Source organism: Intestinimonas timonensis (assembly GCF_900626145.1).
Lineage (GTDB): Bacteria > Bacillota > Clostridia > Oscillospirales > Oscillospiraceae > Intestinimonas > Intestinimonas aquisgranensis.
Genome location: NZ_LR130816.1, coordinates 1,149,248 through 1,174,280, shown reverse-complemented (window position 1 = coordinate 1,174,280; position 25,033 = coordinate 1,149,248). Strand labels below are relative to the sequence as shown.

Below are 25,033 nucleotides of genomic sequence, written 5' to 3'. Positions count from 1 at the left end.
CATGGGAGTAAATATTTATCTTCTTGTAGTGTTGGCGATCTCCCTACTTATCATCACCTTCCTGCTTTCTAAATTAGGCCAAGTCCACGGCCAGCTCTCGTTAATAAAAGATGCGCTGGAAGATATTAAACGGGGCAATCTCAACCGACGCATTTTAGCAAGGGAAAGTGATATGACAAAGCAAATTTGCTATGACATCAATCAAATGGCTATCAGCAATCAGGCCCGACTTATTGGACAGCGACAGGCAGATCAGGCATATAAACGACTTATGACAAGTCTTTCCCATGATGTAAAAACACCGTTAGCTTCTTTAGTGGGATATTTAGAGGCGATTGAAAGCGGTATTGTTTCAGGTGAGGAAAAAGAAGAATACCTCCATGTCGCATTTGATAAGTCCCAGCACCTAAAGCATTTTGTAGAAAGCCTATTTGAATGGGTGAAACTGGATGCCGGGGAGCAGCTTTTTCATTTTGAATATTCTGATCTCAATGAGCTGTCCCGCAACATTATGGCTGATTGGGTTCCCGTTTTGGAAAACAGTGGCTTTGAGTATGAGATAGAAATACCTGAAACAGAGTGTTCTATTCGCATAGACCCTAACGCTTATACTCGTATTCTCAATAATCTGCTACAAAACGTGATTGTCCATAGCAAAGGAAACCAGATGATATTGTCTATTTCTGCAAAAGAGAACTATGCCATTATTACAGTCAAGGACAATGGAATTGGTATTTTACCTGTCGATCTCCCACATATTTTTGAAAGAATGTATCAGGCCGACCATTCGCGTTCCGCTATCGGAAATGGTCTGGGCCTGTCCATTGTCAAAGAGCTTGTCAGCGCCCATAAAGGGAAAATCACCGTTACCAGCACTCCCAGCTTTGGAACTGAATTTACAATAACACTTCCAAAAGCCCTGTAAAAATGCAGGGCTTTCTTGTATTAAAAGCAAGCTAAAAACAAGGTTACGGCAAGGTTTTGGCAAGGTTTATAGATTATACTTTAATTGTGGCTGGCTTACAAACGAAACAAATCAACGGAAAGTGAGGAAACCTTATATGGACGATCTTGTAATTGAAGCAAAACGCCTGACAAAAATTTATGGAGAACAAACTGTGGTCAATGCGGTTGATCTTCATGTTAAAAAGGGCCGTATCTATGGCCTGCTTGGACGCAACGGAGCCGGAAAAACTACGATTATGAAAATGATTTTGGGCTTGGCTCCTATTACATCTGGTGAGGCGGATGTGTTCGGTAGGAATATCAAGGGAAATGAAAAGCGGATATATCCCCGTATTGGTGCCATTATCGAAACACCGGGATTTTATCCTAACCTGACCGGGACGGAGAATTTGGAGATTTTTTCAAAGCTGCGTGGCACAGCGGCCCCCGATGCAGTAAAGAGTGCGCTGGAAGTTGTCGGCCTACCCTATAAAGACAAAAAGCTATTCAGTAAATATTCTCTCGGCATGAAACAGCGGCTTGGCATTGCCAACGCCATTTTGCATGATCCGGAGCTGCTGATCTTGGATGAACCGACAAATGGCCTTGACCCTATCGGCATTGCAGAGATGCGGGACTTTATTAAGAATTTGAGTGCCATGCACGGAAAGACAATCCTGATTTCCAGCCATATTCTTTCAGAAATTGCGTTGCTGGCAGACGACATCGGTATTATCGACCACGGCGTTTTGCTGGAAGAAAGCAGTATGGAAGAATTAGCAAAGAAAAACAGTAAATATATCCTGCTGCGTGTATCTGATGTGCCTAAAGCATCGCTGATTTTGGAACGTCAATTCCATGTCAAAGAATATTCTGTGCAGGATGAACAGACGCTTTGGCTTTATGATACTACGCTGGACATGGCGGCTATCAATAAGGCCCTCGTGGTGCAGGATGTGGCCGTTATCAGCTCACAGCTCTGCAATGATACCTTGGAGGACTACTTCAAGAGAATTACAGGAGGTGAGGGCATTGCTTAAACTGATTGAAACAGAGTTCTTAAAGCTACGCCGCAGAAAAATGGTCTGGCTCATGCTTTTGGCTTCTCTTATTATGCCTTTTATGGCTTTTCTGCTATTTAATTACCGCGGAGATACAGATGTTGACCCGATACAATTTTACAAATGGTCTGCGTTTGGATATACGCTTTTTATTATCCTTCCGGTCATTTTAGGAATATTTTGTACCATGCTTATCCATGAAGAAAAACAGAGCGATTTATTGAAACAGCTTTGGATTGTGCCTGTCAGCAAATTGGCGTATCTTTTCAGTAAATTTTTTGTGGTTTTACTTTACTCCGTGGTTTTTATGCTGATTACAGCAGCAGCATCTATTCTGTTCAGTGTACTTCCCGGATATGTGGAGTTTGAATGGGGAAGCATTTTGTACTTGCTGGAAAGATGTATCGAAATTGGAGTGCTTACCGCATTTGCGATGTTGCCGGTTTTAGCGATAACTGCATCAAGAAAAGGCTATGTTCTCCCGGTCTGCGTAACGCTGGTTTATGCTTTTTTTGGATTTATCTTTATGTCGATCAATATGTATCTGATCCCGTTAACCAGCAGTGCGGTGATCGTGATGCGGAATAAGGATATTCCCGGTATTATATTTGCACAGGACATTAACCTTCCGTTGGCGTTCCTTTGCATCTGTGTCTGGGATATTGTTTCTGTGTTACTTGCAAAAATTGCATTGAAAGAAAAGTGAGGTGCGAATGATGTGTACCTTACTTTGGGCGGAATATAGAAAGCTCCGCCGTTCAAATATTGTCTGGATCACCATTTTCGCAACAGTGTTGCTCGCGATTATTGTTTTTGCAGAAGGGCAGGGTATACACGATGGCCCGGACGTACAGTATGGCTTAAAGGTCGTATATGAGGGTTCACGATATATAGACAATGCCGGATGGTATATGGATGAAGCACAACCCCTGGCGACTATGTTTGTTCTTCCAGCGGTCATTTCCCTTTTAGGGAGCTATATGATCTGCCGTGAGGAAGAAGATGACACAATGAAATCCCTACGGCTGATTCCTGTAGACGAAGGAAAATTAGTTGCGGCAAAAATGATGATAGCTTTTGTATTCAGTGTGCTTTTATACTTACTGCTTTTTTCTATAACATTTTTGACCGAAGCCCTGTTACATTTTTCTGATTTATCGGTAGAACTGGTTTTAAGCTGCATGAAGGAATATCTGTTGGATGGTATCGGTGTGTTTCTTGCAATCTCACCCATCATTGCTGTTGTACCGTGTATGAAAAAAAGTTACTGGCTGGCATTGGTATTTACCGAACTTTATTCCATTGCCGGACTGTTTGCGGGTATGTCAAGCAGATTGCTATATTTATACCCTATCGACGCCATATTCAATCTTTCCGGCTATCATATAACAACCATTGGGAAAAAAATAGTGAGCATTCTTGTGTTGCTGCTATGCGGCTGTCTTTCTGTATTACTCTTGAAAGGGCTGAATCGTAGAGATAAAAAGGAATAGGTATTTCAAAATGAAAAAACTGATTGCTCTAATAATAGTGTTGCTGCTTTTCGCTGCGCTACACTGTTATACCGAAGATAAATTCAATGATACTCCCAACAAAGGAATGACGGAACAGATAGAGGAATGGGCTAACCAACTTGGTTTGCATTAACAGACTGTCACTCATTATGTCACTCGTACTACTGGAAATGTGCGCTTTTTCCTACTCGCTTGATTTGCGTGATTGAGAATAAGGGCCAGTACACAATGCTGAAAGGAGGACTTTGTGTGAGGAACAAATTATATCGGGTAAGACAAGGCAAGATCATTGCCGGCGTCTGTGGAGGTATTGCAAAGTATTTTGATATAGACCCTAAAATAGTGCGACTGCTCTGTGTAGCACTTGTCGCTGCATACGGGAGTGGTTTGTTGGTCTATATCTTATTTGCTATATTCGTTCCAAAAGAACCGAAAGGCTACTGATAAGAGAATTTTATGTACTCATGTTATTCACTTTTTTTGTAGTACCAGTCTAATATAATGGATAACTGAAAAGAGTGCATATCTATAAGCGGCGACTTTGAGAAATCAAAGCCGCCGCTCTCTTTTTATCTTATGAAGAAATCAAATCTGAGATTGCCGGATATAGTTGCACAGTGCAGCAAAGTCAACATCTGGACTTTTACTCAAAATCTTTCGCAGACTTTCTTCCGCCTTTTTGTGCAGCTCCGGCTTTTTCAAATCATCCAGCAGAAAGAAAATGTTAAGCCTCCTGCCAATCGTAAAAAGAAGTTTTTCATCCGGGGATAAAGATAAAAACCGATCAATCGCCGATAGCATTTCCTGTTTCTCTGTCTGCAAATTGCCCCGGACTTCCAAAAGAAGATTGATGATATGTTCATTCACATAGTAGCTGTCCATCTCTTGCAACCGCTGTAAAAACAGCTTTTGCTCTATTACAATTTCTTCTTCTGATTGCAAGGTGAAAGAGCCGTCCCGGACGAACTCGCCCAGCTTGGATTCCGGCTTAATACCTGTGGCGTGGACACGGATAAAATCAGGCTGAATAATGTTCAGCGCCTTTGCTGTCTGGACTGCATTTTCTTCAGAAAACTCTTTGCCGCCGATCCCCAACAGAATAAATTCAGATAAAATCATTCCGGCCTCTTTCGCCATACAGCCACTTTTCACAACTGTATCAGCATTAAAGCCTTTGTTAATGAGCTGCAATATTCTATCCGAACAAGTTTCCATACCACAATACAAGTGGTTCAATCCTGCCTGTCGCAGTTCCTTTAGTTCTGCCGGACTTTTTCGTGTAATACTGTCTGCGCGAGCATAGGAAGTAATGTATTCCAGATCGGGAAAGCACTTATTAAGTGCTTCTAATATCCGAAGCAAATAATCCGTTTTCAATACCAGAGCATCCCCATCTTGTAGAAAACAGGACTTGAATTTTTTCCCCTGATACAGCGTTGCTTGCTTCTCTATATCTGCTATCGTTTCCTCAATCGGACGCATGGAAAATTTCATAGATTTATAAAGCCCGCAAAAATAACACTTGTTCCAATGGCATCCTCTGGTTACACGGATAAGCAGACTTTCACTTTCTGACGGTGGACGAATGGGTCCAATTTCTATATCTTTCATTTGATTTTAGCCTCCTTGATGATTCAGAATAAGGGTATCATCTTATAAAGTTCTTATCAAGAAGGCACTTTTTTGATAGGGGCTATCCTTTGGGGAAGGCTCACCTGTAAAAGCTCATAAAACATACTGGCAAGCAATGCAAACTTGTACAAGTTTGCTTATTTTCGCAGATTTGCCGTACCCGGCAAACCTGCGAAAACGCTTGTTGGTGACATGTCCCCAAACCCCTGAGATCGTCACCTGCGGTGACGGCTGCGCGTTCCTTCGGAACGCTGAAAACCCAAAGCAGCAGAGAATTATTGCCGGGATTTTTGCTTGTCTTTCTGCTGCTCCTGGGAAGAAGGAATGTCCAGCAGATAGTCCACATTGGCCTTGATATTATGGAGCTCCTTCATATCAGACCGGGCCTGTTTATAAGCAGCATAGGCTTTCCGTTTCTGTTCCAGCAGACCGGCGTATTCCTCCCGGAGCGATTTGACGGAGGGCAGTTTCGTAATTCCCATGCTGTCAAAATATTTCTTCGCTGCCTGGTGCAATAGAATATCCGCCTCATGCTCCGCCCGGAACTTTTTACTATAACCTGCCTTGCGGTATTCCACATAAACCGCCCGCGTTTTTGCATAGTTGACAATCTGCTTCTGCAATTCTCCGTTGGCGGTCATCCGCGATTCCAGTTCCTTGATCTGCGCCGACAGTGCATTAAAGCTGGCGGTAGCCGCCGCAGCTTTTTCCTGCAAATCTTCATAACTCATATCCCCATGCTCTTTCAGGTAGATCACCGCCTGGGAGAGCTGTTTTAAGTTAAATACCTTCGCCCAGCGTTCATAGCCCGACCCCTTGCCGGCCCGGACCGCCGCCTCAATATCCACCAGCAGTCCAACCTTTGGAACCGGTTTTTGCGAAAAAGTACGGCGGGGCTTTACCGTGCGGGTGCCTTCGATCCGTTCCCGTATGGCTTGCTCGGTATAGTCGCCTTTCAGCGTATTGCATCGGGTATAGTTTTTCTGCCCCGGCACCCGGAGCCGGAGGTTCTTGCGTTCCCGGTTGACTTCGATTCCGGCAGCCTCCAGCTTCTTCAGGAAGTCCTCAAAATCCTTCGGCCTTTCTTCCAGGCCCGCATCGATTGCCCGGCGTAGCTGCTCCTGGAAGGAGAGCTGTTTCGTATTTCCCAGCCATGTGCCATAGTGGTCCCTGCTGGGTTTTGGATTTTCCACGATTGACAGACCGTGCTCCAGACACAGCTTGTCATTCATGCGCCGGATCGCCCAGGTAGAGCCCCAGAAGTTGCGGAATTTCCGGGTACAGTCAAGGGCGGTGGAATTGATAATGATGTGATTATGAACATGGTGTTTATCCACATGGGTACACACCACAAAGGCATGATTGCCCTTTGTCAGCTTCAGCGCAAGCTCCCGCCCGATCTGATTCGCTTCTTCCGGCGTGACTTCGCCGGGCTTGAAGGCTTGCCGGAGGTGGTAGGCGATCACATCATCCGCGCCCCGGTCCCGTCCGGTCAGGTTCAAATACTGCCGCTTGGAAAGAAGGAACTCCGCATCCGCGATCCGGGTATCACACTCATAGCCATAAATGAATTTTCCAAAATCCGTTTTCTGCGGATTCTCCACATAGTCAATAATGTCCGCAATAGCCGTAGACACATCCCGGCCTTTTCCTACATGCAGCGGCATCAGCCGTGTAGTCGCCATACCAACACCTCCTTAATTCAGTTTAGCCGTTTATCGTTCCTGGCTCTTGTGCTGCTTTGGTTTCTCTGCTCTGGTCTGCTGCCCAGCGTTTTTATTCAGACTGTCACGGACAGAAGGCTTTTTCTCCTGGGACAGCGCATACTCCTTCCGTGCCTGGGTGAGAAATAAATCTGTAAGTCCGGGGTGGCTGCGGTCCACCACAAAGTAAACATTCCGGTCTTGGCCGAAGCCGTCCGGGTTCTCATAGACCGGAATGGTTTTCGCCCATGCTTTGTTATCGCGGGAAATGCGCCCGTCCCAATCCTTTTGCCGGACCGTGTTGGCAAGCACATAAAACATCCGGTCATAGCCGAACTGTTCCAAGACCTGATGTACTGCCTCCGTGCCGAGGTGGTTATCCCGGTAGTGATCGGCAATGGCCTGTTCGATTGCCTCCTTACAGGCGATATTTGCCTTATAGGAAGCACGGTATTGTTCCAGCTCTCCATGCTCACGCGCATAGGAAGCCGGATAGATATATAGCTGTGTTGTGTCTTTCATGTGATCCCTCCAAATAGAAAAAGCTGCCTTGTGAGACAGCCACGAATAGTGAAAAAGAGGGCGGGACACCGAAAATGCCCCGCCCGTAAGTTTATCCAAATACAAAATCCTTGAGCGCGTGGTTTGCGCCACCGATCATCCCGACCAGCCAGGCCGCCGCCATTGGCAGACCGTAGGGGCTTATCAGAAACGCGATCACCAGCCATGCAAGCCCGGCCCACACTCCGGCAGTAAAGAACAGCACCAGCGACGCCAGAAATACAATGCTTGATAAAATCCCCAGCACTGCGCCGGACGCGATCACCAGGAACTTGCACACCAGATAAAGAAGCCCCGTAACCAGGACAAAGGGAAACGCCAACAGTTTGAATATCAGACGCATAGGTCAAGCCTCCTTCCACGGGAAAATATCATATCCCTCTACCAAAATTCTACCGTGCCGGTTCCCGGAAAGCAACGGCTATTTTCTCCGTTTACGAAATGTTTGCAAATCCCCGGAGCAGCTTATCCATGCCATTCCACAGGTCATCCAGTCGGGTACGCAGATCTTCCACATCCGCAGCATAAACGCTGCCGGTCTCATTGGCACGCCGGGTGTACTGGTTCAGGTTGTTGGAGCAGATACGAAGGAGGCGTATCATTTCCTGAATGTCGTCCATGTCCAGGTGAATGATGTAACCGTCCACCGCCATCTTGCGAAGATAGGCAGAAAGATTGGCTACACCGGTCTGTGCCATACGTTCTTTTATTAGTTCCGCCTCTGGCTCGGTAACAAAGAAGTGAAGTTGTACGTTGCGGTTTTCTTTTTTCATCGGTCCAGCCCGCCTTTATAGGGCACGCCTTTACCGGGAGCAGCGACGGCGGCCTGGGCCTCTTTGAGCCTGCCGCGCATGGACGCCTTTTTTAATTTTTCCATGTAATCCTGAACATTGCCCGGCTTTGCATGGTAATCCCGTTTCAGTCGTTCCCGGCGCAGGATCACCGCCAGCTCCCGCTCGCTTTCCGGCGCGTACTGTATGGATTTTGGGGTGCCATGCTCCGGCATAAGTTCATTGATCTGCCGTCTCCGTGACTGGTACGGCAAAGTAAACTGTACGCCGTCCTCGAATGTCACCGTTACCCGGTCAATGGGACAGGACAACGATTTCACCCGCTCCACATGGGAAGGGTAATCCAGAGGGTAGATGGTGCCGGTCACTTTTCCATCCTGCAAACCATCCAATGTAAGGGCATAAGCTAAAATCGGGTCATTCGTCTGCTCATGGTAGAACATCCACACTTTATTTTCGTTGCTATCCTGTAAATACACCTCCCGCTCGCTCAAACAATAGGTGCCGCAGGGCCGGGACATCCACAGGAGATTGCACTTCTCCGGCTGCATATTTCTGGCAAGGTTTTGGATCAGTTCTTTATCCATGTCAAAATCTTCTTTATAATGCTGTGTATGCAGTTCTACGACTTGGCCCAGAAAGTCCAGCACGTCAACACCTTCAAATTTTGTCCCCATACTCAAAGTCCCCTTTCCGGGACAGGCGGTGTGATCTGCCTCGCCTCATGCTCCGGGCGCTCGGATTTCAGGCGGTCCAGGACAGAGGGCTTTTCTTCCGGCAAGGTTTCCGGTGCAAGCTCCCGGATTTCCTCATGGGTCTGGCCGTCTGTCAGGTCTGGTTTTACCGGGGGCTCGTTGTTCAGCCTGCCGTCCAGCATATTATAATTGCCGGTCTGTCCTTCCTCGTAAAGTTCCGCGTTCCGTAGATAGCTTTCGGGCGGCTGGAAGGGCTGCCCGGCGAACAGGATTTCCCGCTGCGCTTCAAACTGCCGGAGAACGCCGTTTTGCAGCCGGGCAAACTCCGCATACTGATCCGCTGTAAGCCCGCGCTCCAGCATTTCCGCCTGAGAATGGGTCCAGCCCTCACCGTAGAGGAAATAATACATATCCGCCCGGTCGGTGACAAAGCATAGGGAACCGTCGCCGTTATCGTAATAGGAGGTAAACCCGTCCTGATAGTGATAGCGTTCCCCACGGCCCAGATAGACCCGGTTATCTGCCGCAAGCATGGCGACCATGCCGGCATAATTGCTGTGTACCGCGGAACGGATTTCCACCAAAGGGTCCGGCCCTTTCGGAAGCTGCCTGCCGGGAATCTCATTCAGTTTTTCCACCGCCGCGTTTCGGGGCGTCTGTTCCTCATGGGCGCGGGCATCTCTGTCCGGTTGTGTTCCGTCCCTTCGGACAGCACCCGGTTCCGGTTCCTTTTCCTTTACAAAATAGTGGACGTTGGCAGTCGTGCGGCTGTTACATTCCTTTGCGTAAGCCTCGGCTGCCTCCTGGGAGGCAAATTCAAGGGGCCTGCCGTCCTCCTTACACCAGCTTTCCGCCCGTCCAAAGATTGAAGCGGCGCTGCGCACCGCCCATACACCGTAAGTCTTTTCTTTTTCCATCGGCACCTCCTGTTATCGTTCCTGCTGCTTTTCCGGTTTTAGCCGGGCAGACGGTTCCGCTGTTTTCGTTTCTTTAAGCTGCTGCCGGAGGGAGGGCTTGCGTTCCGGCTCCGTATCTGTGATATTGACGTACTCGCCGATGATACAAAGCGCCTCGCCATAGCTGCCGGAAGCAAATACCCGGTCCTTCATTTCCTTTGCCTGGTCTGTAAGCCCATGCTCCCGCAAAGTGCGGGCAGCGATCCCCACCAGGTTAAAAATATTGCCATCCTGCCCGATCAGCGCACAGTCCGGCTTTTCCGGCTCCGGCGCCGGTTCCCCGATAAACCCGCCCAGGCGGTTGGGAACAAAATCAGAGAGCCATGTGCCGCCGAAAGTATCATGGGTCTGCAAACGCCACACGGCAAGTTTTCCAATCTCCAGGTCCACACCCTCAAAGGGATAGAGCAGACAGGTAAGGCCGTCATACTCAAAAGCGGAAATATCCTGGAACTTCGCACCGTTTTTCAGAATACCGTTCTCGGTAAACATTTCATTGATCCCGTCAAGCCATTCCTGCAGCTCGCCGCCGCAGCCCTGCAAGATCAGGCCGTCTTTTTCCTCCATACGGCGAAGGTCCTCTGTTTCAATATGGTTGATACTCAAAAAATCGCCTCCTATCGTTGTTGTTGGTTTTCTTTCCTGTGCCGAACCGCTTTGCCCTCCGGCGTTTTCCGTAGCTGCTGCCGGAGGGAGGGCTTTTGTTCCTCTTTCTGTAAATCCGTAAGGATCGCAGATAAGGGCTGTTCCCACCGGCTCCCGAAGCCCCGTACCACTGTTCCGGCCAGAGCACCGTTTTCCCTGAACATTTCCAGCGTGTCAAAAGCCCGGTCAAAAAGAGAAATATTTCCGGAATCTACACATGGGGCAAAGTGGATCACCCCTTTGGGATAGTTCCTGCCAGTCCCGATCCAGCCCCGTACAAAGCTATCAAAATCCTTTATGATACCAGCAGCCGCCAGTTCTTCCGCATGGCTGCCTGGAAGTCCCTTCGTTTTTCCAAACTGTTTTCCCAGGATCAGCACATCGGTCTTTGGATTGAACAGAAAGCGCCGGTTGTCGATCTGCTGCATGTCAATGGCCTGCGTCCTGGTATCGATCCGCATGATCTCTGGCACAATCGGTATTTTTTCTATAGGCATCCCTCCAAACTGTCATAAAAATAGAGCGCCCAAAAGCGCCCTTTGTCCGCAACTTAACCCCATTTCAGAGGCCGGGAGTATTCTAATATAGGTGCCCCGTAAACAGGGCCTTAAAACCCTTGAAAACACTGGTCTGATTGGGCTAAGTTGCGGACACATCACCCCCTGTTTTGCCTCCTGCGCCGTTTCCGTTCCCGCTCGGATTTCCGTCTGGCAAAGGACCGGCAATAATCGGAGCAATACGCCTGGCTTGTGACCGGAAGGTAAGCCTTTCCGCAGACCGGGCATATCTTCTGCCTGAGAGAAGTATCTTCACCGGTCAAGGCAGATTCCAGCTTTGGCTCCGTAGGCAGCACCGCCGCCCGGAAATAACGGCAGAACGCGCCGGTCCACCATTTATTCAGCATGAAACAGGGACAGTCCAGAGGGAGGCAGAGCTTATCCTGGCAGTCATAATTGGCGCACAAATTCGTCACCAGCCTTCGGATCGCCGTCCGCTCGGATCGTGTCAGTTCCCTTTCCGGTGGGGCGCTCATTTGCGCCCGCCTTTCTTCGCCGGAAATTCCAGCTTGAAATTCACATACTTGCCGCCCGTATCATCCAGCACCACAACCGCGTCATAGGTCCGGCCTGTTTTTTCACTGTAAAGCCCGGACATGGAAACGCGGCCCTCTTTCAGAAGGGCCGCCGCAACGGTTTTTGTCAGGGTTTTCTTCTTACCTGTAAAGAATTTGTTATCTTTCCAGAGGGCAAAGGAGCAGTCCCGATTTTCACAGAAAAATCCCTTTTTGCCCTCATACACAGTGCCGCCGCAGCGGGGACAGGTGCCGACAGCCTCGCGCTGGGTCCCTTTCGCGTCGGGGAACAGGCCGGCAAACCGTTCCTCCGGTGCAGTATGTTCTTTGACAAGCGCCCGGCTCATATCGGCGATCCCTTCCATAAAAGCCTCCGCGCTGATCTCGCCGCGCTCCACCTGTTTTAGTCTGGATTCCCATTCCGCGGTAAGCAGAGGGGATTTGATATTATCCGGCAGGACCGTAATCAGGTTGGTTCCCTTTTCCGTAGGTATGAGCTGTTTCTTCTTTCTCTGCACAAAGTCGGTTGCTACCAGCTTTTCCAGTGTGGCGGCACGGGTAGCCGGGGTGCCTAAACCTTTGCGCTCTGCATCCTCCGGCGCGTCTGCCGCGCCTGCCGTTTCCATAGCTGCCAATAGGGAATCCTCTGTATAGTGCTTTGGCGAGGAGGTCTTGCCTTCCCGGACGCCTGCTGACACCGGTTCAAAGGTCTGGCCCTGGGCAAGCTCCGGCAAGGCCGCGTCTGCGGGGTCTGCCTTTTCCGGTTCCGCCTGTTTCAGCCCCATGCGGTAGAGCCGTTCAATTTCCTTCCAACCTGCCTGCAAGACGGTCTTTCCTTTCGCTGTGAAGGAATGGCCTGCACAATCCAGTACCGCCGTGACCGCTTCAAAGCGGTGCGTCTGGCCGGTGGCGCAAAGGAGCCTCATAGCGATCAGCGTCAGCACATCCCGCTCCCCGGAAGGAAGCTCCGACAAATCCGTCCGGGCAATCTCCACCGTAGGAATGATAGCGTGATGGTCGGTGACTTTGCTGCCATCGGTCACACGGTCAATATCCGGCTCACCGATACAGCCCTTTCCAAAGGGCATGTTGTCCCGCATCCAGAGGATCAGGGAGACGGCGGTGGCCTGCATATCCTCGGTCAAATACTGGCTGTCCGTCCGGGGATAGGTCGCCAGCTTTTTCTCATAGAGGGATTGCACATAATCAAGGGTCTGCTGGGCCGTATATCCATAAATGCGGTTACATTCCCGCTGTAAGGTCGTCAGGTCATACAAACGGGGAGGCTGCACCGTTTTGACCTGCTTTTCCACAGAAAGCACCGTGGCAGTTTTTCCGTCACAGGCCATGCGAATTTTTTCAGCTTCATTTTTCCCGGACAGCTTTTCGCCGGAGGCGGTAAAGCCGCCGCAGGTAATCTCCGGTACATAAAAGGGCTTGCTTGTAAATGCCTGAATATCCGCCTCCCGCTGTACCAGAAGGGCCAGTGTAGGAGACATGACGCGCCCCACATTGAGCGTGACGCCATACAACACGGAGAAAAGACGGGTAGCGTTAATGCCAATCAGCCAGTCAGCCCCAGCCCGGCAGACCGCGGCATCATAGAGACGGTCATAATCCTTACCGGGGCGCAGGTGTTCAAACCCATCCCGGATCGCCGCGTCCTCCATACTGGAAATCCAGAGGCGTTCCATCGGCTTGCTGCAACCGGCGTACTGATAGACCAGACGGAAAATCAATTCACCCTCGCGCCCGGCGTCGGTAGCGCATACAACCGATTCCACCCGTTTGTCCTTCATCAGCCGGCAAAGAAGGTCAAGCTGCTTTTTCTTATCCTTCGGCACCTCGTATTTCCATTCTTCCGGCAGGATTGGCAGATCACCGTAACGCCATCTGGCATACTGCTCCCCATAGGCTTCAGGCTGCGCCAGTTCCAAAAGATGGCCAACGCACCAGCTCACCAGATACCCGCCGCCCTCCAGATAGCCGTCCTTTTTCTCATTCGCACCCAATACCGCCGCCAACGACATGGCGACGGAGGGCTTTTCTGCAATCACTAATTTCATTCTCGTAACCTCCATTTTTATAAGCTCGGATCAGTTTTACCGGCTTGTTTTGCTTTGGGTTTCACAACATCCTTTTCTTGAATCTGCTCCCGGTGATCCGAAAGCTGGTTCAGGACCCCTTTTTTCTTATTGCCAGACAGCTCTCCGGCAATGGTACTTTCCTTAGCCAAATTTACGCGTTGGAGATTCAGATCAAAACAACTAAGGTAAGCATGATAATCCCCCTGACCGGGAGAGCAGCGCAGACAGTAACGATAATTTTCAGTTTCAATGATGTAGCCGTAATTCTGCCGCCAGCCCCCGTCGATCTTGCCGCCATGCTCATAACAGAAGCGGTCCATAGCACGTAAATCCTTCAATACGCTGTCTCGGAGCTGATCGACTACCTGTGTTAATTCCTCTTTGAACGCGGCGCTGTTCAGGCTTTCATCCCCGCGGGGGTGCCAGGTATGCCAAAACTCTTTACCACTTTGTCCAAAGTCAATGCGGACATGGCCGATAGCCCCCATCATCCGGTCTGTGTCCGGGTCCTGCGCATAAAAAATACCTGCCTCACGATTAGAAGCAGGTTGTATGGCAAGCCGGGGCTTAAAGTCAATCTGATATTCCCGGCAAAACTGTTCCAGGCTGATTTCTTCGTCCAGGAAGTTCAGTCCATCTTTCAGCCTCTTATATCCGCTCTCTGGAATCTTTATCTTTTGCGGCGTCAATACAGTCCCCGCATGATTGACGCCAACATGTAGCTCCAGCGTTACCGGCCTGCCAGGATCATTGTCTGAACCCCGCAGGTTATAACAGTAAAATCCCAGCGGCAGCGTGCTTATATCAACACGGGCATCCGTGAACAGGGCAGGTTTTCCAAACATCTCTATGTGTTCAAACTGTTCCTTCGTTGCGTCCACACTCATTGATTCGATTTCCTCCTTTGCATTTCCTCCATCTGTTCATCCGCCTGCTTTCCGACCTGTAAAAGACACATCAGTACGACGCCGGCTGACATACCGCCTGTAAAAATCAGAAAGTGTGTTATCAGGTTCCACATAAAAATCACCTCCTTCCGGGTATAAAAAAACGCCCACTGTTTAAGTGAGCGTTATGCCAAGCTTTCCTATTCTGTTTACTTTTTCGGGAGATGGATTTCTCCCACAGAAATTTCCCGCAGTTCTTTTTTCATTTGATGAGTGAAGCGGATCGTTCTTACAGTTCCGCCTTTTTCCCGCCCGTCATACACAGCGATTACCCGGTCAGAGTGTTCCACCATATAACGGTTGCGGTGGGAATAGACGCTGGGCTGGTATTCTTCCCGTATCACAACGACATCACGGCAAGCCTCCAGCATTTCATAGGTCCGCCCCTTTGCCCTGAGACTGTCTAACCGTTTTTGATATGGGATTACGGCAATCAGTTCCAGTGAAGGATCATCTTTCTGTTTTTCCATAACCATTTCCACAAAATACTGGTCCACACCTTCAGCAAACCCGCTCATAAAGCAGGTAAAGCCGTCCGCAACCGCCTTTTCGATTTCACGCAGCAGGGCGGCCTTTACATAGTTGACTTGATTCTGCGGCAAATTCCTGTGTCCCGTGACACAGCATACTTTCTTCTCCATCTGGCACCTCCAGTAATAGATTAAAACTACCGTCTTGCTATATTGTAATAGGCTTATTTTAGCAAGTCAATGCAAATACCCTTTTTTATTTAGCGAATATTCGCCTCCTGTAAGGTACAATCTATTATGCAGAAGGAGGTGACTATGATGTATGAAGATTTTGTCCCGGAACGGCTGGCAAAGCTAAGGGCGCTAAAGGGTGTATCGGCCCGTGACATGTCTTTGTCTCTGGGTCAGGCGAACAACTACATCAACAACATTGAGAATAAGAAGTCACTTCCCGCCATGCAGTCCTTTTTCTACATCTGCGAATATCTCGGCGTAACACCCCAGGAATTCTTTGATGAAGAAAATGCCTGCCCGCAGACGCTACAGGAATTCATGGCTGAGGCCAAAAAACTGGACTCAAAATCAATGGAATATATTCTCGGCATTATGAAAGAACTCAATAGCAAACGGTAGAGCGGCCAGCAGTTGGCCGCTTTTCTTATTATTGTACCCGGTAATGTCCTGATAATGTCCAATCCCTATACCGGCGATAATCCATGTTTTGTCCTAAAATGAGCCGCCTTTTGTCTAACGGCGCAGATCCATGCTGCTTTCTTCAAAATGAAATGTAAACTTTTTTCGTACCCCCTTGCATAATCCCTGAAAAGTGGATATACTATAAGTAAGAAAGTAAGAAATTCCTACTTTCAATCTTAAAGCGAAGGAGATGATTATATGCTGGCCGAATTACGTCAGAAATCACAGATCACCATTCCAAAGGAGATCATTGTAAAACTGGGTCTCTCGGAAGGTGATAAACTGGATATTTTCGAGCAGGACGGAACCATCTGCATGATGCCGGTTGTCGTATATCCAAAAAAATACCTCGACGAGCTCCGCGGGGAAATTGACGAGGCAAAGGCTAAGATCGCCTCCGGCGAACAGCCTGTATTTGACAGTGTAGACGCACTGTTCGCAAAATTGGAGGCAGAATGATGGCCTACCAATTTACCTTTACCAAACGATTTCAAAAGCACTTTAAGGATTTGACCGCACAGGAAAAAAAGCAGCTTCAAAACAAATTGCAGCTTTTGGCCGAAAATCCTATGCACCCATCCCTCCGCACGAAACGCATCCAGGGAACCAGGGATTTATTTGAGTGCAGCGTCAACATGGACATCCGCATTATCTGGTATTATGAGGGTGATAAGATCATTATTCTTGTTGATGTTGGACACCATGACATTTTAGACCAGTTTTAAGAACCGGGGCGGCGCTTACATACAGTAGGCGCCGCCTTTTCTCATTCTCCTGTACTGCCAAAGGCGTCCGTTCCCCGGTTATCCGAAAATTCTGTCACAAAATCAGCAATCACCACTGGCATAATGATAAGCTGCCCGATTCTGGAATCTTTATGCAGCGTATGTGTCTCATGGCTTACATTACTGATAATCGCATGGATTTCACCGTGATAGCCGGAATCTACTGGCGGCAGTTCACAGACCAGCCCTTTAACGGCCATACTGCTGCGGGGGAATACATACCCCGCATATCCGTCCGGCACCTCAATTCCAAAGCCAAGCGGAACCTTCGCAATCTCGCCCGGCTGCAAGGTGCAGTCATAGGGCATATACACATCCGCGCCGGCGTCGTTCCCATGAGGACGGAAGGGGCGGTGGTTTTCCGGTACGCCAAAGTCAATCAGCTTGATCTTCATGCGCCGCCTCCTTCCAGAAGTGCCGGATAGTCAGCTTTCAGAATATCCTCCGGCGTCATATCCGGCTTTAGCTTTTGGCCGCAGGTCATTTTCCCTTCCAGGCATTTATCCCTCTGGCAGAACGGACCGGCAAGGGCAGGAGCGAACAGTGCCGGGCTTAATGTGTAAAGCTCCTGCCAGATTTTCAGGAGCACAATTCGGGTTTCGTCCGTATTACGCCGGCACACCCTCTGGCCGATGATATGTTTCCATTGATAAGGCGTGGCGCTGATAACCAGAACATTCCTTAGCCCCTGCGGTGTGCCGTACCCCGCCGCGTCGTGTCCGATTCCTACCGCGCACAGTTCTTCGTAACAGTCCATATCGGATTTACAGCTTTCCAGATACATTTCCTGAATTGCTTTCGGCGCGGTCAGCACTTCGTAGGGTACGGCAAAATCCGCCTGCCCCGTATAATTGCTGTACTGCAAGGACGCGCTCATAAACTTAACTTCGTTCTGGTGTCTTGTGATCTGCGCCAGAAAGCGCCGGCTGGCACCGACAACGGCAACCGTGATTACCGCGAATTTCTGGACCGTGGGGTGCGGAAGGCTGCCGATGGCTGCCACAGTATCATCACTGAACGATTTTTCATAAAGGGCCATCAGATCATCCATTGTGGCGATCCGGTGGCCTCTTTGGGTAAGCCTGGCGGCAAAGACCATATTTTTCTCGGCCTCCTGCACCGCCTGGCAATTCAAAACCTTCACTTCAATTCTGTTGATTGGTATGTCCCTCCTTTACAATGGCTTTCAGTAAAAACAGATAGTTGAGACTGTCTGTAATCTTTTCATCCCATGTGCTCATATCAAAACAGGTATTCTCCGCAAAGCACATGTCATACAGGGAAACGATATGCTTTGCCAGCATCCCGGCAAGAGCCCGCTCCGGCGAACAGTGCTGTAAAGCAGCCGCGGCCTTGAACGCGCCCAGCCGGTCCGTATCGTCCCCTGTGTATTCTTTGGTTTTCTTTTGCAGAATGTCGGCACAGCGCCGCACCTGCTCGTCAAATACAGCATTGACTTCATTTTGTGTAATGTGGCATCCCTCCTTTGAAAAGATGGATTTGTCCCGAATATTGTATAAAATCCGGGACAGTTTTTATTTTACGCACTCGGCAGATAAATCCAGTCGTGCATCAGGCACACACTCGGTTCGTCCTCTCTGGGAACCAGTCGGTAGGTACATTCCCCGTACACCGTCCGTTTGTCCTCAAACTCCATACCATACGCCTTATAAAAGCGGTATTCCAGGTTGGAAATGATACAGCGCAGCGTTTGAAGCGCCTCCCGCTGGGCGGTCACGATCAGGTCACGGTCCACGCTGCGCTGTAGGAACAGCAGCGACTTATAAAGCTGTACCTCCGTGCGGTAGGGCCGGCAGTCCATCGTCTCCAGCCAGTGGCAGAAGGCTACCGGGCCGCTTTCAACCAGTTCCCGCTCCGGGTGGTAATACTCGTAGCAGTCCAGGTTGGCCGTGTTCAGCAGGTACAGCATTTCCCTGATCTCATTTTCCGGCATGTCGTAAAACCTAAGAAGGGAGCGGTACAGATGCACATAGCCGGGTATTGAAACAATGGTATTCACCATAGAAAAATCCTCCTTGTAAATGACTGGTGCGGGAGCACATGCCCCCGCACCGGTTTTCAGTCTGTTCAGTTGTTTACTTCCACCAGCTTTGCCATGACGATGAAGCGGCTCGCGCCTCCGGGCGTACAGGTGGAAAGGGTCAGCACCTTATCGCTGCTTGTCACCGTGACATCCGTTTCCACAACGGAACGCTCCGCCATAGCGCTAAGCCAGGTCGTATAAGCGCCGTCATCCTTCCAGTTAAGACGCCAGGGAGAAGTGTCGCTGCCGGATTCTGCCGGTTTCGCCACAAAGGTTGTGAAAATCTCCATGATATAGCCGCCGTCCGGGGTAACAAGGTACATCTGCGGGTGTTCATCAAAATAGCTCTGTTCGTCATACTGGTTCAGCGTAGCGAACATGGAATCATCCCGCATGTTATGACCGTAGATAATGGTATTGCGGTCTGAAAAGTCTGCCTGATTCTCATAATCCGCAAACAGACAGCCAACCTTGCTGTAAGTGCCGTCATACAGGTGATGCAGGTAATACTCGTTGTTGTCTGTCTGCGTCACCGGATAATTGATCGGCGTATTGGGAAGGGTGAGCCATCCGATGATGTCCGGCCCGGTCTCCCGTAAAGCCTCAAAGTCCACCACAGGGAGGACCACAGAAGGGTCCTCCCCGGCAGGTTCCGTTTCGCCTTCCTCCGGTGCTTCGGTCTGTTCCGGCAGCTCTACATGAGAAGCCAGGTCATCATAGGCGCCGGCGCTTTTGGTATACTGGCTGATGTCACGTACCATCAGAAAGCCGCTGCACAGGGCCAGCGCCGCGCAGAGAGAAACCACCGTAATGCCGACAGCCTTTGTCTTAGGGGTGCTTTTGCTGTATTTCCCCCTTTTGAAGTAGAAAGCTGCGAACAGTCCGCCGCCGATCACAGCCAGCGCCAAAAGGCTCCCATACAGGAAAATGAAATTGTCATCCCCGGTCTGCGGTACGGGTTTGCCCGGAGTGGTCGGAGTAGACGGATTGGAAGGCGTGTTCGGATTATCCGGGGTTGTCGGTTCCTCCGGCTTTTCATTGAAGAACTGGACCGTCGCGGTTTCATCCGCCTTGATTTCCACCGTGGCCGCGTCAGGAATGATATAGTCCTTGCTTGCCCGATTTGCAACCTCTGTTACAGTATAAATACCGACACGCAGCCCCTTGACCTCGATCACACCGGATTTCGGTGTGGTAAAGGTTTCACAGTAGGAGCCGTCCGCGCTCTTGACCTCAATGGCAAAACCATCCTTTCGCCCGTCGCTGGAATCCTTTGTGATTTTCAGATTGCCGCGGTACGCCTCATTGGTAAATCCGCGTCCGGCCTCGCCATTTTCCACAACTGCCGTCTGGCCGTCCTCGGTGATCTCAAAGTAGTAGGCGTTTTTGTCGAGCTGGTAGCCCTCCGGCGCTTTGCTTTCCTTCACGAAATAGCCCTTTGCCAGAAGATTCTCCGCTGTGTGGAATCCGGCATCCGTTTCCGTAAGCGTTCCCAGCAGCTTATCCTCGCTGTCAAATTCCTTGTTGCCGTTCACATCCTCGTAAAGCTCAAATACCGCGCCGGAAAGGAAGCGCATAAAGGTGTTGTTATCTTCGTCCTCCTTCTCCACGGAAGAAGGCTCGCGGGCGGCCTCGGTCTTTCTGACCTGCACGCTGCCACGGATCAGGGTATCGTCCACACGGATTTCAATGCTCTGGCCGTCCACACCGATATAAATATGGTGTTCTTCCGGGCTGATGGTATAAAGCGCAGGCGCGGCGATCTCCTTTACGATCCAGTGGCCGTAAGGGATATTCTCAAAGGCAAAGCTGCCGTCCTCACCAGTAGTAACGGTAAACAGCGCGTTTTCCTCGGTAAATTCCTCGGTATCAGGCTTAAACAGGCCCATGACCGCGCCTTCCAGCTTCACAGACTCGCCGCCGTCCGCGTTCTCGCCATATTTCACACCGTCTACACGCCCGCGGAGCAGGTCATTGGAAATGGCCTCACCCTCGTTTACAAGAATCTGTACCAGCGTCGCCTCCTGACCCGCGTATTCAAATACCACCGGGTACTCGGTATCGGAAAGGACATAGGCGCCGTTTGTGGTGCGCTCCTTCACATAGTAGCTGCCAAAAGGCAGGTCAGAGGCAAAAGAAGCGTCATATCCGCCCGCCTCATTCGCGGAAACGGAAACCACTTCCAGAAGCCCGCCTGCCGGAATCACGCTGCCATCCGCAGCCGTCAGGTCATCGGAAGCATACAGGCCAAAGGAAATATCCTTGTATTCCTCGCCAAAGCCAATGCCAAAGAGCTCGTCTGTTTCCAGAGCTTTGAACAGGGTAACATCGACCTTCTGGCGCTCGTCATAAAGGCCGATAGCAGTCTGTGTGATCTCCACGGTCTCACCCGCATAGGTAAGCTCCGCATATTCCGGCGTAGTGTTTACGACCATGCCAGCCGGCGCCTGGCGTTCCTCCAGGCGGTAGCGACCCAGGTACAAAAGCCCGCTCTGTGCTGTTCCGTCGTCCCCGGTGGTAAGGGTTTCCACAACCGTATCTTTTGACGCACGCAGCGTACCGTCGCCGGTATAAATATCCTCGTCGGCGATCACATCATAGACCGCGCCGGGCAGCCCCATGACTTCATACACCGGCTGATACAGACCTTCGTTCTCCTGGACGGAAGCAAATACCTCACCGGTCTTAGTGATGGTGAGCTGTCCCTTTTGGGGCATGTTGTACTGCGTGACGGTCACAATCGCCTCGCTGCCATCAATGGTGAACGGTACGGGCTCACTGGAAAGGACATAACCGTAAGGCGCCGCCACCTCATAAAGTTCATAATCCCCGGTATGCAGAGGTTCCGGCAGCATGAGCCAGCCTTCGTCCGAAACATAGAAGGTATCAAGGGTCTCCGGGGTCGGGTAGAAGATTTCCTGGGTGACAAATTCCCCGGTGGAAAGGTCTTTGATCTGGAAACCCGTGCCGGTCATCGGAATAATGTTCCCGGTTTCGGCGTCGCATTTCTCCACTTTGAGCCTTGCGGTAATGGTGCGGTTATTCAGGATATAGCTGTAGGTCTGGCCGTTTGCGGAAATAAAGACGGTAAAATCAGGAATGAACGCCTTGCCTTCCTCGCCGGCTGTCTGGTGGACCGTGTAATGGCCGTAAGGGAGCATTTTGGAGGAAGCAAAGCCGTCGCTGTCCGTGGTGAGCAGGTCGCGCTCGCTTTCCTTTGCCGCGTCATAGCTGCCCGCCGCCTTCAGGTAGATTTCAAAGACAGCGCCAGCCTCCGGGCGCTCGATCACACCCTCATTCGGTTCCCCCGTATTTTCATCTTCGGACACATCCGGGTCAGGATCGTCCGTATGCTTCACAAGCTGAATATTGCCATAGATCACGGTTTCGGTGACATTGTTCTCCGCGGTGTTCAGTTCCACTTCGTACAGGGAAGGAGAAGCGCCCACCTCATAGACCGTATCATTCAGAAGGTAGCCGGTACTCGGCTCGATCTCACGGAGGGTCCAGTTATCGCCGCAGACATAGTAGCGGGTCATAAAGCTGCCGTCCGGCCCGGTGGTATAGGTATCTACCAGATCGCCGTTATTGAACAGGCCGTAAGTCGCGCCCGCAAGGGTAGCGTCGCCCTGGGCGGTTCCGGTGTCCGCGTCACTCTTTACCACATGGACGCGGAATTTCTTCAAAATATTGCTGAAATGGACAGAGGCAGTCTGGCCGCTTTCCACCGTTACATACTGCGCGGAAGGGGTCACATAGCGGTCTACCGGAATCTCGGTCACAAGGTAAGTACCGGGAAGGAGCTTCTTTGCGATCTGCCCGTTTTCCCCGGTGGTGACATTCTCGTTGACTTCATTTCCCAATATGTCGGTGCCGGAAATGTGGAAGGAAATCCCGGACACAATGCCGTCCTCGCTGGTCTTTACGATCTTTGCGGTGCCGTAGGTCTCGGTCTTGATCTTTACGAAGAAGGAAACCGGGTCGCTGGCGCCGGTCATCATGGTCTGATAACCAGGGCGGCCCCAGATCAGCATGTCGTTGGCAACCGGAATGTCCTTGCGGAATTCAAAGGTCACAGGGTCCATAATCATGTTCTTGCTGGTAAAAGTGTACTTGTTGCCATTTCGGGTAACAGACACGCCGCTGCCGGAAAGCATTTGCAGGTCGATATTCAGGTTGTTGGTGTCGGTAACAGTCAGGGTATAGACCTTTCTGCTGGTGTCCCATTTCAGCTCCAAAACAGGGGCATCCCCCTTTTTCGCTGCGGTAAAGGAAGGGACGGTGGAGTGGGACGCCACCTGTTCCAGAATCCAGTTGTATGCCTTTTCCGCGGGACGCCCGGCAATCACACTGTAATACTGGTCCGCCGAAGCATGGCCGTTGCCGTGTCTGCTGTAGGGGTCGCTCCGAAGCTGCTGCTGGTATTCCCAGAGAATAATCTGCGTCGCAATTTTATAATCGTCCTCATTGATTCCGGAAACAGGAAGGGAGGCGCCGGGTTTCCAGCCATAGATCGCGGTCAGGGTAATGCCGCGCTTGGCAGCGGAAGGGAGCATATTCAGGTAATTGCTGTTGGTCCCATTCTCCGAAGTATAGGTGTTCTCGGAAGTGTTGTAGGGAATCCCGCTCTCCACACAGTAGACCGAATGGGTCACACCGTCCGAATCCGTCAGCATATAATGCCGGTAGGCGCTGCCGCCGGAGCCGGAACGTTTCTCAGTGGTTCCGTCCGAATTGTAAGCAAGAAAATTGGTAGGCGCCGGGGAATAATAATGCTGCCCGTCAGAGCCCACATACTGATCGCCCAGCCAGGAGCTTGCTTTCTGGCCCACGCCTGCCGCAAACGCCTGGGCGGGGAGCAGACTAAAGACGCATACCGCACAGAGTAAAAATGCCACGATCCTGTGCAGACCGCGGCGGTGTGTGTTTGTTTTCATATTCACGATAGAAAGACCTCACTTTCATAAAATAGGTAAGGACGGCGCATTACTCGCCGTCCTCATGGGTGCTATCCTCAAAGTCATCCTCGGAGAGATATTCCGGCTCCCCGTAAGCCTCGTCCGGGTCAAAGCCCTCCCCGTAGCCGTCGTCCTCGTCAAATTCGTCCTCGTCCGCCGCCTGCTGCTTCGGGCGCACGATCTTCACATAGTAACCGACGCCTCCGACTGCAAGCAGGGCGACGATGATAAAGATGATCGTGCCGACGCTGCCGGTATCTTTCTTCGGCTGTTCCGGTTCAGCCGGTTCCTCCGGCTCTGCCGGCTTTTCTTTCCCGATGCAGCCGTTTAAGTCGTTTTTGCAGACCGGGCAACCAGTATTGACATTTCCGGCCTCGCATTTCTCCTTACAGGTGCAGACATCCGCAGCCGGGATCACGCTCACGCTGCCGTCGCCCTTTTCCGCAAGGGCCATCAGGTCCGCCTCGGTAACGCCGTTCAGGAAATACACGTTGTTGTCGTCACGCTTGCCGTCAATGATAAGATAGAATACATTCCCGGCCTCGGTGGTAATGGTGTAAAACTGTTTATCCCCATCCTCGCCGGTGGCGCTGTCCAGCACGGTCCCGGTCCCCTCCGGGGTAAAAGCGCCATCCGGGACGGAGGAAGTGGTGGGCTCCGGTGTGTCGGAAGGACTACCATTGGAATTTCCTGTATTGCCGGAGCTGCCGCCCTGGGAGCTTGTGCCTCCCGAAACTGTTCCCATGTTGGAACTGCCGGAATTGCCGCTTTGGGTGCCAGTGCCCGTACTGCCGGAAGAAGCCGCCTGGGTCTGCGCTGGTTTCGTTACCGGTGTGCTGCCCTGGCTCTGCTGCGTGGGTGCAGCCGGTTTTTCCGTGGGCGCCGGTTCCTTATAATAGGGATTGTCAAACTTCACGGTATCAGAACGGTTCCCGGCATAATCCACCGCATAAACGCTCACTTTTTTATCCGTGCCGGCATAATCCTTCAGCGAGACAGAGGCTTTTCCGTCCACAAGGGAATTTACACGGGTCTTGTCGATATAGACCGCCTCCACGCCGGAATTGTCGTCGCTGCTCTCGATCTTTACGGTTTCCCCATCCAGCACCGCCGTAAGCGTGGGCGGCGTGGTGTCCTTGCCCCCGGCGGCAAAAGCCGTCATGGGTAAGGTCATGGCGCCTATGAGAAAGACAAGCGCCACAAGGAGAGAGATTCGTTTAGTCCTCATGCACTTCCTCCTGTTCCTGCGGCAAAGGTTCCTGTGCGGACGCCATCTGCCGCGTTTTTAAGAATTCGGCCAATTCCTGGGGCGTCAGGTGGTAGCTGCGGGCCACCGCCACAAAGTCGGTGTTCTCCAGCTCCGTTTTCTGTTTCTCCAAATCCCGGAGCCTGGCCTGCTGCTCCGCGATCTTCGCCTTGGTCTTTTCAATGTCTTTTGCCAGTTTTTCAATTTTAGGGTTCAATTTGTTAC

General features: G+C 50.8%; 28 protein-coding genes. 8 read left to right on the top strand and 20 right to left on the bottom strand.

What is annotated here, in order from left to right; genetic code table 11:
• Position 1: 1 nt before the first annotated feature.
• From E0E29_RS05815 to E0E29_RS05795, 5 genes are all read left to right on the top strand, one after another.
• Positions 2-925 (top strand): sensor histidine kinase, encoded by a 924-nt coding sequence (locus E0E29_RS05815; protein WP_130849007.1) that lies wholly within the window; start codon positions 2-4, stop codon positions 923-925.
• A gap of 136 nt (positions 926-1,061) precedes the next feature.
• Complete coding sequence (locus tag E0E29_RS05810; protein WP_130849006.1) at positions 1,062-1,985, top strand: ABC transporter ATP-binding protein; 924 nt, start codon at positions 1,062-1,064, stop codon at positions 1,983-1,985.
• Entirely contained in the window at positions 1,969-2,712 is a 744-nt protein-coding gene (locus tag E0E29_RS05805; RefSeq protein WP_479723849.1) for an ABC transporter permease, read from the top strand. Before E0E29_RS05810 ends, E0E29_RS05805 begins: the two co-directional genes overlap by 17 nt.
• Before the next feature lie 7 nt (positions 2,713-2,719).
• The gene (locus E0E29_RS05800; protein ID WP_479723848.1) at positions 2,720-3,499 is read left to right on the top strand and encodes an ABC transporter permease; all 780 of its coding nucleotides are present in this window, start codon (positions 2,720-2,722) and stop codon (positions 3,497-3,499) included.
• 270 nt (positions 3,500-3,769) lie between these two features.
• Positions 3,770-3,964 (top strand): PspC domain-containing protein, encoded by a 195-nt coding sequence (locus E0E29_RS05795; RefSeq protein ID WP_130849004.1) that lies wholly within the window; start codon positions 3,770-3,772, stop codon positions 3,962-3,964.
• Between the two features lie 141 nt (positions 3,965-4,105).
• Here the strand turns inward: E0E29_RS05795 and E0E29_RS05790 are convergent, their stop codons facing one another.
• From E0E29_RS05790 to E0E29_RS05725, 14 genes are all read right to left on the bottom strand, one after another.
• Positions 4,106-5,131, bottom strand: coding sequence for a radical SAM protein (locus tag E0E29_RS05790; protein ID WP_130849003.1), 1,026 nt, complete (start codon positions 5,129-5,131; stop codon positions 4,106-4,108).
• Between the two features lie 296 nt (positions 5,132-5,427).
• Complete coding sequence (locus E0E29_RS05785) at positions 5,428-6,837, bottom strand: relaxase/mobilization nuclease domain-containing protein (RefSeq protein WP_130849002.1); 1,410 nt, start codon at positions 6,835-6,837, stop codon at positions 5,428-5,430.
• 30 nt (positions 6,838-6,867) lie between these two features.
• Entirely contained in the window at positions 6,868-7,476 is a 609-nt protein-coding gene (locus E0E29_RS05780; RefSeq protein WP_242622382.1) for a DUF3849 domain-containing protein, read from the bottom strand.
• Positions 7,469-7,759 (bottom strand): CD1845 family protein, encoded by a 291-nt coding sequence (locus E0E29_RS05775; RefSeq protein ID WP_130849001.1) that lies wholly within the window; start codon positions 7,757-7,759, stop codon positions 7,469-7,471. Before E0E29_RS05775 ends, E0E29_RS05780 begins: the two co-directional genes overlap by 8 nt.
• Before the next feature lie 91 nt (positions 7,760-7,850).
• A complete protein-coding gene (locus E0E29_RS05770; RefSeq protein WP_130849000.1) occupies positions 7,851-8,189 on the bottom strand; it encodes a plasmid mobilization protein in 339 nt (112 codons plus the stop codon).
• Positions 8,186-8,884: a hypothetical protein gene (locus tag E0E29_RS05765; protein WP_130848999.1), complete on the bottom strand. Its 699-nt coding sequence runs from the start codon at positions 8,882-8,884 to the stop codon at positions 8,186-8,188. Before E0E29_RS05765 ends, E0E29_RS05770 begins: the two co-directional genes overlap by 4 nt.
• A 2-nt stretch (positions 8,885-8,886) precedes the next feature.
• Positions 8,887-9,819: a DUF4316 domain-containing protein gene (locus E0E29_RS05760; RefSeq protein WP_130848998.1), complete on the bottom strand. Its 933-nt coding sequence runs from the start codon at positions 9,817-9,819 to the stop codon at positions 8,887-8,889.
• A gap of 12 nt (positions 9,820-9,831) precedes the next feature.
• Positions 9,832-10,464: a hypothetical protein gene (locus tag E0E29_RS05755; RefSeq protein ID WP_130848997.1), complete on the bottom strand. Its 633-nt coding sequence runs from the start codon at positions 10,462-10,464 to the stop codon at positions 9,832-9,834.
• 11 nt (positions 10,465-10,475) lie between these two features.
• Entirely contained in the window at positions 10,476-10,931 is a 456-nt protein-coding gene (locus tag E0E29_RS05750) for a hypothetical protein (RefSeq protein WP_242622381.1), read from the bottom strand.
• A gap of 227 nt (positions 10,932-11,158) precedes the next feature.
• Positions 11,159-11,536, bottom strand: coding sequence for a cysteine-rich VLP protein (locus tag E0E29_RS05745; protein WP_130848995.1), 378 nt, complete (start codon positions 11,534-11,536; stop codon positions 11,159-11,161).
• Positions 11,533-13,641, bottom strand: a complete 2,109-nt coding sequence (locus E0E29_RS05740; RefSeq protein WP_130848994.1) for a DNA topoisomerase 3 — start codon at positions 13,639-13,641, stop codon at positions 11,533-11,535. The genes E0E29_RS05745 and E0E29_RS05740 overlap by 4 nt, the downstream gene beginning before the upstream one ends.
• A 17-nt stretch (positions 13,642-13,658) precedes the next feature.
• Positions 13,659-14,549: an LPD28 domain-containing protein gene (locus E0E29_RS05735; RefSeq protein ID WP_165449798.1), complete on the bottom strand. Its 891-nt coding sequence runs from the start codon at positions 14,547-14,549 to the stop codon at positions 13,659-13,661.
• Positions 14,546-14,683 (bottom strand): DUF3789 domain-containing protein, encoded by a 138-nt coding sequence (locus E0E29_RS05730; RefSeq protein WP_130848993.1) that lies wholly within the window; start codon positions 14,681-14,683, stop codon positions 14,546-14,548. Before E0E29_RS05730 ends, E0E29_RS05735 begins: the two co-directional genes overlap by 4 nt.
• A gap of 75 nt (positions 14,684-14,758) precedes the next feature.
• Complete coding sequence (locus E0E29_RS05725) at positions 14,759-15,271, bottom strand: SLOG family protein (RefSeq protein ID WP_479723852.1); 513 nt, start codon at positions 15,269-15,271, stop codon at positions 14,759-14,761.
• Positions 15,272-15,397: 126 nt separating this feature from the next.
• On the opposite strand from E0E29_RS05725, the gene E0E29_RS05720 reads away from it, so the two are divergent.
• The 3 genes from E0E29_RS05720 to E0E29_RS05710 all read left to right on the top strand — a co-directional run bounded on the left by E0E29_RS05720 (position 15,398) and on the right by E0E29_RS05710 (position 16,500).
• Complete coding sequence (locus tag E0E29_RS05720; RefSeq protein WP_130848991.1) at positions 15,398-15,712, top strand: helix-turn-helix domain-containing protein; 315 nt, start codon at positions 15,398-15,400, stop codon at positions 15,710-15,712.
• 261 nt (positions 15,713-15,973) lie between these two features.
• The gene (locus E0E29_RS05715) at positions 15,974-16,234 is read left to right on the top strand and encodes an AbrB/MazE/SpoVT family DNA-binding domain-containing protein (protein WP_130848990.1); all 261 of its coding nucleotides are present in this window, start codon (positions 15,974-15,976) and stop codon (positions 16,232-16,234) included.
• Positions 16,234-16,500 (top strand): type II toxin-antitoxin system RelE/ParE family toxin, encoded by a 267-nt coding sequence (locus E0E29_RS05710; RefSeq protein ID WP_130848989.1) that lies wholly within the window; start codon positions 16,234-16,236, stop codon positions 16,498-16,500. Before E0E29_RS05715 ends, E0E29_RS05710 begins: the two co-directional genes overlap by 1 nt.
• Before the next feature lie 41 nt (positions 16,501-16,541).
• On the opposite strand, the gene E0E29_RS05705 is transcribed toward E0E29_RS05710, so the two are convergent.
• The 6 genes from E0E29_RS05705 to E0E29_RS05675 form a co-directional block, all read right to left on the bottom strand.
• Positions 16,542-16,955, bottom strand: a complete 414-nt coding sequence (locus E0E29_RS05705) for a dUTP diphosphatase (protein WP_130848988.1) — start codon at positions 16,953-16,955, stop codon at positions 16,542-16,544.
• A complete protein-coding gene (locus tag E0E29_RS05700; protein WP_479723851.1) occupies positions 16,952-17,680 on the bottom strand; it encodes an FAD-dependent thymidylate synthase in 729 nt (242 codons plus the stop codon). The genes E0E29_RS05705 and E0E29_RS05700 overlap by 4 nt, the downstream gene beginning before the upstream one ends.
• Before the next feature lie 420 nt (positions 17,681-18,100).
• Positions 18,101-18,583 carry a hypothetical protein gene (locus E0E29_RS05690; protein ID WP_130848985.1) on the bottom strand — a complete coding sequence of 161 codons (483 nt, stop codon included), beginning with the start codon at positions 18,581-18,583 and terminating at the stop codon, positions 18,101-18,103.
• A gap of 65 nt (positions 18,584-18,648) precedes the next feature.
• On the bottom strand, positions 18,649-23,436 hold the full coding sequence (srtB, locus tag E0E29_RS05685; RefSeq protein WP_341273099.1) for a class B sortase: 4,788 nt from the start codon (positions 23,434-23,436) through the stop codon (positions 18,649-18,651).
• Between the two features lie 154 nt (positions 23,437-23,590).
• The gene (locus E0E29_RS05680; protein ID WP_130848984.1) at positions 23,591-24,790 is read right to left on the bottom strand and encodes a DUF4366 domain-containing protein; all 1,200 of its coding nucleotides are present in this window, start codon (positions 24,788-24,790) and stop codon (positions 23,591-23,593) included.
• Positions 24,780-25,025 carry a DUF4315 family protein gene (locus E0E29_RS05675; RefSeq protein ID WP_130848983.1) on the bottom strand — a complete coding sequence of 82 codons (246 nt, stop codon included), beginning with the start codon at positions 25,023-25,025 and terminating at the stop codon, positions 24,780-24,782. Before E0E29_RS05675 ends, E0E29_RS05680 begins: the two co-directional genes overlap by 11 nt.
• Between the last annotated feature and the right edge of the window lie 8 nt (positions 25,026-25,033).

Excerpts from the sequence above, each read along its gene's own strand:
- E0E29_RS05710 (WP_130848989.1), top strand. The coding sequence starts at position 16,234 with ATGGCCTACCAATTTACCTTTACCAAACGATTTCAAAAGCACTTTAAG.
- E0E29_RS05810 (WP_130849006.1), top strand. The coding sequence starts at position 1,062 with ATGGACGATCTTGTAATTGAAGCAAAACGCCTGACAAAAATTTATGGA.
- E0E29_RS05815 (WP_130849007.1), top strand. The coding sequence starts at position 2 with ATGGGAGTAAATATTTATCTTCTTGTAGTGTTGGCGATCTCCCTACTT.
- E0E29_RS05715 (WP_130848990.1), top strand. The coding sequence starts at position 15,974 with ATGCTGGCCGAATTACGTCAGAAATCACAGATCACCATTCCAAAGGAG.
- E0E29_RS05765 (WP_130848999.1), bottom strand. The coding sequence starts at position 8,884 with ATGGGGACAAAATTTGAAGGTGTTGACGTGCTGGACTTTCTGGGCCAA.
- E0E29_RS05775 (WP_130849001.1), bottom strand. The coding sequence starts at position 7,759 with ATGCGTCTGATATTCAAACTGTTGGCGTTTCCCTTTGTCCTGGTTACG.
- E0E29_RS05705 (WP_130848988.1), bottom strand. The coding sequence starts at position 16,955 with ATGAAGATCAAGCTGATTGACTTTGGCGTACCGGAAAACCACCGCCCC.
- E0E29_RS05760 (WP_130848998.1), bottom strand. The coding sequence starts at position 9,819 with ATGGAAAAAGAAAAGACTTACGGTGTATGGGCGGTGCGCAGCGCCGCT.
- E0E29_RS05735 (WP_165449798.1), bottom strand. The coding sequence starts at position 14,549 with ATGAGTGTGGACGCAACGAAGGAACAGTTTGAACACATAGAGATGTTT.
- E0E29_RS05740 (WP_130848994.1), bottom strand. The coding sequence starts at position 13,641 with ATGAAATTAGTGATTGCAGAAAAGCCCTCCGTCGCCATGTCGTTGGCG.
- E0E29_RS05680 (WP_130848984.1), bottom strand. The coding sequence starts at position 24,790 with ATGAGGACTAAACGAATCTCTCTCCTTGTGGCGCTTGTCTTTCTCATA.
- E0E29_RS05690 (WP_130848985.1), bottom strand. The coding sequence starts at position 18,583 with ATGGTGAATACCATTGTTTCAATACCCGGCTATGTGCATCTGTACCGC.
- E0E29_RS05770 (WP_130849000.1), bottom strand. The coding sequence starts at position 8,189 with ATGAAAAAAGAAAACCGCAACGTACAACTTCACTTCTTTGTTACCGAG.
- E0E29_RS05790 (WP_130849003.1), bottom strand. The coding sequence starts at position 5,131 with ATGAAAGATATAGAAATTGGACCCATTCGTCCACCGTCAGAAAGTGAA.
- E0E29_RS05750 (WP_242622381.1), bottom strand. The coding sequence starts at position 10,931 with ATGCAGCAGATCGACAACCGGCGCTTTCTGTTCAATCCAAAGACCGAT.
- E0E29_RS05745 (WP_130848995.1), bottom strand. The coding sequence starts at position 11,536 with ATGAGCGCCCCACCGGAAAGGGAACTGACACGATCCGAGCGGACGGCG.
- E0E29_RS05720 (WP_130848991.1), top strand. The coding sequence starts at position 15,398 with ATGTATGAAGATTTTGTCCCGGAACGGCTGGCAAAGCTAAGGGCGCTA.
- E0E29_RS05785 (WP_130849002.1), bottom strand. The coding sequence starts at position 6,837 with ATGGCGACTACACGGCTGATGCCGCTGCATGTAGGAAAAGGCCGGGAT.
- E0E29_RS05800 (WP_479723848.1), top strand. The coding sequence starts at position 2,720 with ATGATGTGTACCTTACTTTGGGCGGAATATAGAAAGCTCCGCCGTTCA.
- E0E29_RS05730 (WP_130848993.1), bottom strand. The coding sequence starts at position 14,683 with ATGTGGAACCTGATAACACACTTTCTGATTTTTACAGGCGGTATGTCA.